We start from the raw sequence: 10,330 nt of genomic DNA on the forward strand, positions 1-10,330 counted from the left end.
TTCGCATCGCAGCATACTGCCGAATGCGTAATATTGCGTCAATGCATGGTTCCGTACATCTACGTAGCCGGAACGGCCAAACCAAGCAGAATCCACGAGAAAGTGACGTTATTCACCGCCCGACAGCAGCGAGCCGTGCTTTTTGGCGCTGCGCAAAAGGGCAAGGAATGCCCAAAAAGAAGCAACCAGAAGTACAGCATTGATGACCAACGCCTCCAGCATCAGATCGATCCTGAAGGTGTTCTCGATCAGCAGCGCGCGCATTCCCTCGAACACATAGGTCGGCGGCAGCGCCCAGGCGACATATTGCAGCCAGACCGGCAGCACGCTGACGGGATAGTAGATGCAGGCGAGCGGCATGATCGCGAACATCAAGGTCCAGACGATGCTCTCGGCGCCCAGACCGTGCCGCAGCACCAGCCCCGAGACGAAGATGCCGACCGACCAGCTGGTGAAGATCAGATTGCAGAAGAAAGCGATCAGCGGCAGGCCGAGCGCATAAACGTTGAAGTGAAACAGGAACAGCGCGAGCAGCGTCATCGGGACGATGCCGATGGCGAGCCGGATCAGGCTCATGACCGTCAGCGACAGCAGAAACTCGATGGGCTTCAAGGGGCTCATCATGAGATTGCCGAGGTTGCGCGCCCACATCTCCTCCAGGAACGAGATGGAGAAGCCGAGCTGGCCGCGGAACAGGATGTCCCAGAGGATGACGGCGCCGATCAGCGTGCCGCCGGCCCGCGCGAAGAAGCTGGCGTTTTCGGCGATGTAATACTGGATGAAGCCCCAGGTGATGACCTGCAGCGCCGGCCAGTACAAGAGCTCGAGCAGCCGCGGCCAGGACGACAGCAAGAGATACCAGTAGCGCAGGATCATCGCGCCGATGCGGTGGGGCGAGATGGAGAGGTCGGTCATGGCTCGCTCCCGTAGCCCGGATGAGCGAAGCGACAATCCGGGACTTCGCCGGCAGCGGTCCCGGGTATCGCTGCGCTCACCCGGGCTACGGCAGTCACACAAGTCCACCTCCCTCATCTCGCCGCCTCCTTCGCGCCGTTCACCCGGCCGCGGGCGACGTCCAGAAACACCTCCTCCAGCGTGGTGCGGTTGTAGCGGGCCATGATCGCCTCGGGCGTGTCGTCGTCCTCGATGCGGCCGCGCTTCATGATGATGACGCGGTCGCAGAGCCGTTCGACCTCGAGCATGTTGTGCGACGCGAGAAGAATGGTCGCGTTGTTGTCGCGGCGGTAGCGCTCCAGATGACCTCGCACCCAGTCGGCGGTGTCAGGATCGAGCGAGGCGGTCGGCTCGTCCAGCAAGAGCAGCTCGGGCCGGTTGATCAGCGCTTTCGCCAGCGCGACGCGGGTCTTCTGTCCCGCGGAGAGCTTGCCGTTGGCGCGGTCGATGAAATCGGTGAGGTCGAGATCGTCGGCGAGTTCGGCGATGCGGCCAGCGAGGTTCTTGACCGCATAGAGCTTGCCGAAGATGGTGAGGTTCTGCCGCACCGTGAGCCGCATCGGCATGTCGACATAGGGGCTCTCGAAATTCATCCGCCCCAGCACCGCAGCGCTCTGCTCGGGCATGCGATGCCCGAGCACCTGCACGCGGCCGGAGGTCGGCAGCACCAGACCCATGATCATGGCGATGGTCGTGGTCTTGCCGGCGCCGTTGCCGCCGAGGAGCCCGGTGATGCTGCCGCGCGGCAGCGAAAAGGAGATATCGTCGACGGCACGGGTCTGCTTGTAGAGCTTGACGAGGTGATCGACCGCGATCGCCGCGGAGGCGGCGCCCCAATCCGCGACAGTCGGCCGACTTGAAGCCTTGTCATTCTCGGTCATGCTGGGCCGTTCTTCTGCTATTGCAGCTGATAGCGCAAGGCTTGTAATCGGGGTGGTTCCGCGAGCCCAGCGTTTGTGATCCAGAAGGCACCGCCACATTGGCCGATATGACCGAAATTGCCGCTTCCGACTTCCGCCACGCGCAGCGGCATATCCGCCTCGACACCATCCTGCGGCTGCGCTGGCTCGCGGTGCTGGGCCAGCTCGCGGCGATCTTCATCGTGGCGCAGGGGCTGGAGTTCAACGTCGAGATCGTCCCCTGCGTCAGCATCATCGCGCTGTCGGCCGCGCTCAATCTGGGCCTGCAGACCGTTGCCAATCCGATGCAGCGGCTGGAGCCGATGCAGGCCGCCGGCCTGCTGGCGCTGAACATCGTGGAGCTGGCGGGGCTGTTGTTCTTCACCGGCGGATTGCAGAACCCGTTCTCGTTCCTGTTTCTCGCGCCGGTGCTGATCTCGGCGACGGCGCTGCCGGCCCGCTTCACCTTCGGCCTCGGCGTGCTCGCGGTCGCCTGCGCCTCGGTGCTGTTCTTCTTCCACCTGCCGCTGCCCTGGGATTCCGACGATCCACTGGTGCTGCCGCCGATCTATCTCGTCGGCGTCTGGCTTTCGATCGTGCTCGCGATCGGCGTCACCAGCCTCTACTCGTTCCAGGTCACCGAGGAAGCGCGCAAGCTCGCGGACGCGCTGGCCGCGACCGAGCTGGTGCTGACACGCGAGCAGCATCTGACCCAGCTCGACGGCCTCGCCGCCGCGGCCGCGCACGAGCTCGGCACGCCGCTTGCGACCATCTTCCTGATCTCGCGCGAGCTGGAAAAGACGGTGAAGGATCCGAGCTTCGCCGCGGACCTGAAGACGCTGCGCGAGCAGACCCAGCGCTGCCGCGACATCCTCAGCAAGATCACCCAGCTCTCCTCCACCGGCGCGCCGTTCGACCGCATGAAGCTGTCGGAGCTGATCGAGGAAGTCGTGGCCCCGCACCGCGATTTCGGCGTCGAGATCAAGGTGCGGATCGCGGTGCCCGCGTTCGCAGAGCCGGTCGGCTCGCGCAACCCGGCGATCCTCTACGGATTCGGCAACATCGTCGAGAATGCCGTCGATTTCGCCCATACCACCGTCGAGGTGAACGCCTGGTGGAACATGGACACGATCGAGCTCCTGATCTCCGACGACGGCCCGGGCATTCCGCCTGATATCCTCAACCGGATCGGCGAGCCGTATTTGTCGCGACGGCGCACCCAGGACGACGGCAGCGGCGAACGGCGCGGCCTGGGCCTCGGCGTGTTCATCGCGCGCACCCTGCTCGAACGCACCGGCGCCAAGGTCTCGTTTACCAACCGGATCTTTCCGGAACACGGCGCGGTGGTCCACATCACATGGCCCAGGCAGCGTTTTGAGGCTATCGAGACGCTCGAAGAAACAATAGGATAGACCGCGACCTTGCGTCGCACAAAAGGGCCGATCGACCATTGGCGGCCTTGGCACCGCGCGATTGCGAGGCCATATGTCAACGCGCTGGAGAGAGGATATCACCTTGAACGCCATCGCCGAACTGAATGAACAGGCCGACCGCTCGCTTCTCATCGTGGAGGACGACAAGCCGTTTCTGGAGCGCTTGTCGCGCGCGATGGAGACCCGCGGCTTTTCGGTGACGTCGTGCGACACCGTCTCGGACGGTCTTGCGCAGATCGGCAAGGCGGCGCCGGCATTCGCGGTTGTCGACTTGCGGCTCGGTGATGGCAACGGCCTCGACGTCGTCTCGGCGCTGAAGAAGAAGCGCCCGGACGCACGCGCGATCGTGCTGACCGGCTATGGCAACATCGCCACTGCCGTGACCGCGGTGAAGATGGGCGCGATCGATTATCTGTCGAAGCCCGCGGACGCCGACGACGTCGTCGCCGCGCTGCTCTCGACCAGCGCGGAGAAATCCGAGCTTCCGACCAACCCGATGTCCGCAGACCGCGTGCGCTGGGAGCACATCCAGCGCATCTACGAGATGTGCAACCGCAACGTCTCGGAAACGGCGCGCCGCCTCAACATGCACCGGCGGACGCTGCAGCGCATCCTCGCCAAGCGCGCGCCGAGGTAATTTCGACACTCTACTCTCTTTCACCGTCACCCTGAGGTGGCCGCCTCTTCGGCGGCCCTCGAAGGGCGACGGCCCGGCTGCATCGGGGCCGTGCATCCTTCGAGGCTCCCCATGGGACGCGTTGCGTCCCATGCCTCGCACCTCAGGATGACGGGACACAGGTCTCGTAGGGTGGGCAAAGGCGCAACGCGCCGTGCCCACCTTATCTTTCCGATCATGATCGACTGGTTTGGTGGGCACGCTACGCTTTGCCCACCCTACGGCACCATTATTTTTGCGGCGCCGCTACTCCCAAAAATCCGCGTGCCCCTGCGGATCGACCAGGCGGTTGATCCGCAAGGCCGCCGCCATCGCAAACCGCACCGTCATCTGCTTGCGGGTGGCGGCAGCGAGCTTGTGCTCCGGCGCCTCGCAATGCAGGTGCGCGCCGTAGGCATCCGCGATGATCAGGCCGGTGTCTTCAGGAAAGATCTCGCAGGGCAGATCCTGCGTGAAGGCGAAGAACAGCCGGTCGCAATGGGCGCGGTATTCGTGCCATTTCTGGTCGGCGCGCAAATCCTCGACCGACGATTTGATCTCGACGATCCAGATCTCGCCGCGCTCGTTCAGCGCCACCAGATCGGCGCGCCGGCCCGAGGGCAGCGGCAATTCGCTGATGCAGGAGAAGCCGAGCGAACGGAGCAGCCGCGCCGTCCCGCGCGCAATGGCCAGCGCCGTTTCCGACTGGCGGCGATCGGGCGGCGGCACGAGGGTGATGCGGGCGGTGTTGTCCATGGATGGAGGATAGCCGATTCCATAAGGGGCGGACACTCTCTCCATCCGTCATTCCGGGGCGCGCCACTTGGCGCGAGCTATGATGCGCAATTGCGCATCTGAGAATCCATAGCCACAGCGACCGGTTATGAAGCGACGCGGGCACTCCGAGTCATCGCAAGACTCCTTCCTGTGGTTATGGGTCCCGGGCTCGCGCTTCGCGCGCCCCGGGACGACAGTGAGTATGCGGAGACGCGCGGGAACCTCCCCTTCCCCACGCACTTATCACGCAGCCGCCGCAACTCGGCGGAACCATCGGCTGCTCGCGCATGATCGACGATCTCTGGTACAAGAACGGCGTGATCTATTGCCTTTCCGTCGGCTCCTATATGGACGCCGACGGCGATGGCGTCGGCGACTTCAAGGGCCTCTTGCGCCGGCTCGACTATCTGCACGGGCTCGGCATCACCACGATCTGGCTGATGCCGTTCCAGACCTCGCCCGGCCGCGACGACGGTTACGATATCGCCGATTTCTACAGCGTCGATTCCCGCTACGGCACGCTCGGCGATTTCGTCGAGTTCGCCCATGGCTGCAAGCAGCGCGGCATCCGCATCATCATCGACCTCGTCGTCAACCACACCTCCGACCAGCATCACTGGTTCAAGGAAGCGCGGCGCGACAAGAGCTCGCCCTATCGCGACTGGTATGTGTGGTCGGACAAGAAGCCGGCGAATGCCAACAAGGGCATGGTGTTTCCCGGCGTGCAGAAATCGACCTGGACGCGCGACAAGGAATCCGGCGCCTGGTATTTCCATCGCTTCTACGATTTCCAGCCCGACCTCAACACCTCGAACCCGCATGTGCAGGCCGAGATCCTGAAGATCATGGGCTTCTGGATCCAGCTCGGCGTCTCCGGCTTTCGCATGGACGCGGTGCCCTTCGTGATCGCGACCAAGGGCGCGAAGGTGAAGGAGCCGGTCGAGCAGTACGACATGCTGCGCGCGTTCCGCGAATTCCTGCAATGGCGGCAGGGCGACGCCATCATCCTCGCGGAAGCCAATGTGCTGCCGGAAACCGACATGGAATATTTCGGCCGCGACGCCGACCGCATGCACATGATGTTCAACTTCCACGTCAACCAGCATCTGTTCTATGCGCTGGCGTCCGCGGATTCCCGTCCGCTTGCCAAGGCGCTGAAAGCAACAAGACCGCGGCCGGCGACGGCGCAATGGGGCCTGTTCCTGCGCAATCACGACGAGCTCGATCTCGGCAGGCTGACCAAGGCGCAGCGCGATACTGTGTTCAAATGCTTCGGCCCCGACAAGGACATGCAGCTCTACGATCGCGGCATCCGCCGGCGCCTTGCGCCGATGCTGGGCGGCGACCGCCGGCGGCTCGAGCTCGCCTACAGCCTGATGTGCACGCTGCCGGGAACGCCAGTCATCCGCTACGGCGACGAGATCGCGATGGGCGATGATCTGTCGCTGCCCGAACGCGACTGCGCGCGCACGCCGATGCAATGGTCGACCGAGCCGCATGGCGGCTTCACCAAGAACGACAAGCCGGCCTGCCCCGTCATCGACGGGGGACCTTACGGCTTTCCGCACGTCAATGTCGCAAAACAGCGGCGCGATCCCAATTCCATGCTGAACTGGACCGAGCGCATCGTCCGCATGCGGAAAGAGGTGCCGGAGGTCGGCTGGGGCGAGTTCACGATCATTCCTGTGCGCGATCCCGCCGTGTTCATCATGCGCTACGACTGGCGCAACAATTCCGTGCTGTTCGTGCACAATCTCGACGAGAAGCCGCGCGAGGTCGCGTTCTCGGCGGGGCTATCGGGCGAGGCCGGCGCGCATTTGATCAACCTGCTCGCGGAAGACCACAGCCACGCCGACAAGCGCGGCCAGCACCGTGTCGTGCTGGAGCCGTATGGCTATCGCTGGTACCGCGTCGGGGGGCTGGACTATCTGCTGAAGCGAAGCGATATCGACGACGCGACGGTGCGGGGAAAGAAGTATCCGGGATGATCACGTCGTCCTGGCGAAAGCCAGGACCCATTACCCCGAGAGGTCGTTGGCGCGCGAGCTGATGACCACCGGCCTTCGTCAAACTGCGCGCTGTGGTAATGGGTCCTGGATCTGCGCTTCGCTTGTCCAGGACGACACCGGAGAATGACGCCGTCGCCTCGTGTCACATTTTAGGGCGACGCCACCACCACCCCCTCATTCCCGCGCAAATCCAGCACCCCCTCCAGCTTCTCCCCCTCACGATCCAGGAACGTTGAGATCAATATCTCGCTGCCAAACCGTATCGCGCTCGTCGTCACCGCGATCGGGTCGGGGCCGAGATTGAGCACGACGATGACCGACTTGCCTTCCGCCACGCGGCGATAGATCAGCAAGTCGCCTTGCGCCGCGATCGGATGATAGTCGCCGGTGACCAGCGGCGGGCAATCCCGCCGCAACGCGATCAGGCGCTTGTAGAGGCTGAGGATCGAGCGCGGATCGGCTTCGAGATTGGCGACGTTCTCGCGGACATGGTCCTCGGGCAGCGGCAGCCACGGCCTCGCTTCCGAGAAGCCGGCGAAGTTGGACGAATCCCACTGCATCGGCGTGCGGCAGCCGTCGCGGCCGACTCCGATGCCGGGCAGGTTCCTCTCGAAGGGATCGCGCACATCCTCCGGCGCGATCGCGAGCTGATGCATGCCGATCTCATCGCCGTAATAGAGCGTCGGCGTGCCGCGCAAGGTCAGCAGCAGCATGGCGGCGACGCGGGCCTGCTCGGGGCCGACGCGGCTCGCCACGCGCGGGCGATCGTGATTGCCGAGCACCCAGTTCGGCCAGGCGCCGCGCGGCAGCGCCTTCTCGTAATCCTCGATGATCGTCTCGATCGAGCGCGCGCTCCAGAAGGTCGAGAGCAGCGCGAAGTTGAACGGCATCTGCGCGCCGGTGAGGTCGTTGCCGTAATAGGCCATCAGGCGATGCAGCGGCAGATAGATCTCGCCGATCAAGACGCGGGCAGAATACGCATCGGTGACGCGCCGCATCTCGCCGATCACGTCATGCACCTCGTCCTGGTCGGTGGAGTATTGCGTCAGGATCTTCTCGTTCGGCGGCCGGCCCTCGACGTAATGCGGGTTCGGCGGATTGTCGCGGAATTCGGCGTCCTTGATCAGGTGCCAGATCACGTCGACGCGGAAACCATCGACGCCTTTCTCCAGCCAGAACCGCATCACGTCGTAGATCGCGGCGCGGACATCGGGATTGCGCCAGTTGAGGTCCGGCTGCTGGGCGAGGAAGGCGTGGTAGTAATACTGCCCCGTGGTCTCGTCGAATTGCCACGCGCTGCCGCCGAACTCCGACAGCCAGTTGTTCGGCGCACTGCCATCGGGCTTCGGATCGCGCCAGACGTACCAGTCACGCCGGGGATTGTCGCGCGAGGCGCGGCTCTCGATGAACCAGGGATGCTGGTCCGAGGTATGGTTCGGCACGAGGTCGAGGATCAGCTTCAGGCCGTTGTCATGGGCGGCGCTGAGCAGCGCGTCGAAATCCGCCATCGTGCCGAACAGCGGCTCGATGCCGGTATAATCCGAGATGTCGTAGCCGAAATCGGCCATCGGCGAGGGGAAGACCGGCGACAGCCAGATCGCATCGACGCCGAGCGATTTCACGTAAGGCAGCCGCTTCAGGATGCCCGCGAGGTCGCCGACGCCGTCGCCGTCACTGTCCTGAAAGGAGCGCGGATAGATCTGATAGAAGATGCCGTCGCGCCACCACTTCTCGCCCTGAGCCATGTCGCAAATACCATCCAAAGATTGCCTCCCGCGCGGGAGAACGCGGAAGCAATGCCCGGCTTCAGATTGGCGAGCCAATTGGGACGGCCGTGTGACCTGTTCCCCGGTCTCTCGCACGAATCTTTTGCTTGGCGGCATGGCAAAAATCGGCATTGTGGCGCCCATGACCGAGCAAAATGACTCCCAGGAATCCTCGCAAGCCAAGGCCGGCGCGATCATAGTTCCCGTGACGCTGTTCGAGCAGAATTGCACCATCATCTGGGACGAGCCGAGCAAGAAGGCCGTTGTGATCGACCCCGGCGGCGACGTGCCGAAGATCCTGGACGCGATCAAGCAGACCGGCGTTACCGTGGAGAAGATCTGGCTGACCCACGGCCATATCGACCATGTCGGCGGTGCGGCGGACTTGCGCGACGCGCTGAAGGTGCCGATCGAGGGCCCGCATCAGGGCGACAAGTTCCTGCTCGACAACGTGGTCGAGAGCGGCGCGCGTTTCGGCATGACCGGCGTGCGCAATTTCGCGCCCGACCGCTGGCTCGAGGAAGGCGACAGCGTGTCGATCGGCGGACTGTCGTTCGACATCCTGCACTGCCCCGGCCATTCGCCCGGCAGCGTGGTGTTCTTCAACAAGGATCTGCGCTTTGCCCATGTCGGCGACGTCTTGTTCGCGGGCTCGGTGGGGCGCACGGACCTTCCCGGCGGCAGTCACGCCACGCTGATCAACTCGATCAAGACGAAACTGTTGCCGCTCGGCGACGACGTCGGCTTCATCTGCGGCCATGGCGCCGGCTCCAGCATCGGCCAGGAGCGGATGACCAATCCGTTCATCACCGGCGAGATGTAGGCATTTTATTCGAGCATGATCTGATCGGAAAACCGCTTCACACTTTTCCGGATCATGCTCTATTCGGCAGCCTCGGTGAGCACGGGCTCGCCGAGGTTTCGTTCACCCCATTCGCGGATCGCCGCGACGACGGGCACAAAACTCTTTCCTTTCCGCGTCAGGCGATACTCGACCTTCGGCGGCACCTCGCCGAAATCCTTGCGGTCGATCAGGCCGCTCATCGTCAGCGCCTTCAATTCACGGCTGAGCACGCGCGGGGTGACCTCGGCGCTGCCTGACGTGCCGCGCAGCAGGCCGCTTCTGATCTCGCCGTAGCGGCGCGGGCCGTCCTTGAGATCCCAGACGATGCGCAGCTTGTACTTGCCGCTGATCATCTTCTGAAACGCCGCAACCGGACAGGCGCGCGCGGGGGAAGTCTTCGCCATGTCGTTTCCTCCATGTGCGGGATAAGGATATGACCGATCGCGAAAAAGTCCATACTATCAATTTTGTCCGTACTTGCAGGATCGTATCCAGCGCGCAGATGATGACGCACATGACGAACAGGGAGCGTCACATGAAGCAGTTCATGATCAGATACCAGTTCAAGAACGGCACGACGGAGGAATGGCACCGGGAGATCGGCCGCTTCATCAAGGCGATCGATGCGGATCCGGAACTGAAGGGACGGATCGGCTATCGCGTCCTGAAGGCTAGAGACGACGGCAGCTACTTCCACCTCGCCAGCGCCAGCGACGATGCCGCGCAGAAGACGCTGCAATCGCGCGACTTCTTCAGGGCTTACCAGGAGGCAACGCGGAAGGTCGCCGGCGGCGAGGTGACGGTGACGCCGATCGAGGTGATCGATCAGACGGGGTAGTTTCGCTGGGCTGAAGCGACGGCGTCGCCACTAACTCCGCCGCCGTCCCGGACAAGCGCAAGCGCAGATCCGGGACCCATATGTGGACGGCCCCCGTGGCACAAGAGCATTTTGAGGTTTGATCGGATCGCTTGCATCCATATGTCCGGCCTGTC

The 10,330-nt window shown here is 63.7% G+C and carries 10 protein-coding genes; 5 read left to right on the forward strand and 5 right to left on the reverse strand.

The window, feature by feature from the left end:
• Positions 1 to 108 precede the first annotated feature (108 nt).
• Together GGD63_RS33485 and GGD63_RS33490 are read right to left on the reverse strand one after the other, a co-directional pair.
• Positions 109 to 915 carry an ABC transporter permease gene (locus tag GGD63_RS33485; protein WP_183248539.1) on the reverse strand — a complete coding sequence of 269 codons (807 nt, stop codon included), beginning with the start codon at positions 913 to 915 and terminating at the stop codon, positions 109 to 111.
• A gap of 113 nt (positions 916 to 1,028) precedes the next feature.
• Positions 1,029 to 1,835 (reverse strand): ABC transporter ATP-binding protein, encoded by an 807-nt coding sequence (locus GGD63_RS33490; protein WP_183248541.1) that lies wholly within the window; start codon positions 1,833 to 1,835, stop codon positions 1,029 to 1,031.
• Between the two features lie 107 nt (positions 1,836 to 1,942).
• On the opposite strand from GGD63_RS33490, the gene GGD63_RS33495 reads away from it, so the two are divergent.
• Together GGD63_RS33495 and GGD63_RS33500 are read left to right on the forward strand one after the other, a co-directional pair.
• Complete coding sequence (locus tag GGD63_RS33495) at positions 1,943 to 3,265, forward strand: ActS/PrrB/RegB family redox-sensitive histidine kinase (RefSeq protein WP_183248544.1); 1,323 nt, start codon at positions 1,943 to 1,945, stop codon at positions 3,263 to 3,265.
• Positions 3,266 to 3,368: 103 nt separating this feature from the next.
• The gene (locus GGD63_RS33500; RefSeq protein WP_018644326.1) at positions 3,369 to 3,923 is read left to right on the forward strand and encodes an ActR/PrrA/RegA family redox response regulator transcription factor; all 555 of its coding nucleotides are present in this window, start codon (positions 3,369 to 3,371) and stop codon (positions 3,921 to 3,923) included.
• Positions 3,924 to 4,208: 285 nt separating this feature from the next.
• Here GGD63_RS33500 and GGD63_RS33505 read toward each other — a convergent pair whose 3' ends face one another.
• Complete coding sequence (locus GGD63_RS33505) at positions 4,209 to 4,697, reverse strand: MmcB family DNA repair protein (RefSeq protein ID WP_172788010.1); 489 nt, start codon at positions 4,695 to 4,697, stop codon at positions 4,209 to 4,211.
• Between the two features lie 308 nt (positions 4,698 to 5,005).
• Between GGD63_RS33505 and GGD63_RS33510 the strand changes: the two genes are divergently transcribed.
• Positions 5,006 to 6,706, forward strand: coding sequence for an alpha-amylase family protein (locus GGD63_RS33510; protein WP_183248545.1), 1,701 nt, complete (start codon positions 5,006 to 5,008; stop codon positions 6,704 to 6,706).
• Between the two features lie 170 nt (positions 6,707 to 6,876).
• Here the strand turns inward: GGD63_RS33510 and GGD63_RS33515 are convergent, their stop codons facing one another.
• Positions 6,877 to 8,472, reverse strand: coding sequence for an alpha-amylase family glycosyl hydrolase (locus GGD63_RS33515; protein ID WP_183248547.1), 1,596 nt, complete (start codon positions 8,470 to 8,472; stop codon positions 6,877 to 6,879).
• A gap of 163 nt (positions 8,473 to 8,635) precedes the next feature.
• Here GGD63_RS33515 and GGD63_RS33520 point away from each other — a divergent pair, with 163 nt between their 5' ends.
• Complete coding sequence (locus tag GGD63_RS33520) at positions 8,636 to 9,316, forward strand: MBL fold metallo-hydrolase (RefSeq protein WP_183248549.1); 681 nt, start codon at positions 8,636 to 8,638, stop codon at positions 9,314 to 9,316.
• A 59-nt stretch (positions 9,317 to 9,375) separates the two neighbouring features.
• Here the strand turns inward: GGD63_RS33520 and GGD63_RS33525 are convergent, their stop codons facing one another.
• On the reverse strand, positions 9,376 to 9,741 hold the full coding sequence (locus tag GGD63_RS33525; protein WP_183248551.1) for a helix-turn-helix domain-containing protein: 366 nt from the start codon (positions 9,739 to 9,741) through the stop codon (positions 9,376 to 9,378).
• Positions 9,742 to 9,872: 131 nt separating this feature from the next.
• Between GGD63_RS33525 and GGD63_RS33530 the strand changes: the two genes are divergently transcribed.
• Complete coding sequence (locus GGD63_RS33530; RefSeq protein WP_246785762.1) at positions 9,873 to 10,175, forward strand: hypothetical protein; 303 nt, start codon at positions 9,873 to 9,875, stop codon at positions 10,173 to 10,175.
• Positions 10,176 to 10,330 lie beyond the last annotated feature (155 nt).

The sequence above is a fragment of the Bradyrhizobium sp. cir1 genome (assembly GCF_014198245.1).
Classification (GTDB): Bacteria; Pseudomonadota; Alphaproteobacteria; order Rhizobiales; family Xanthobacteraceae; genus Bradyrhizobium.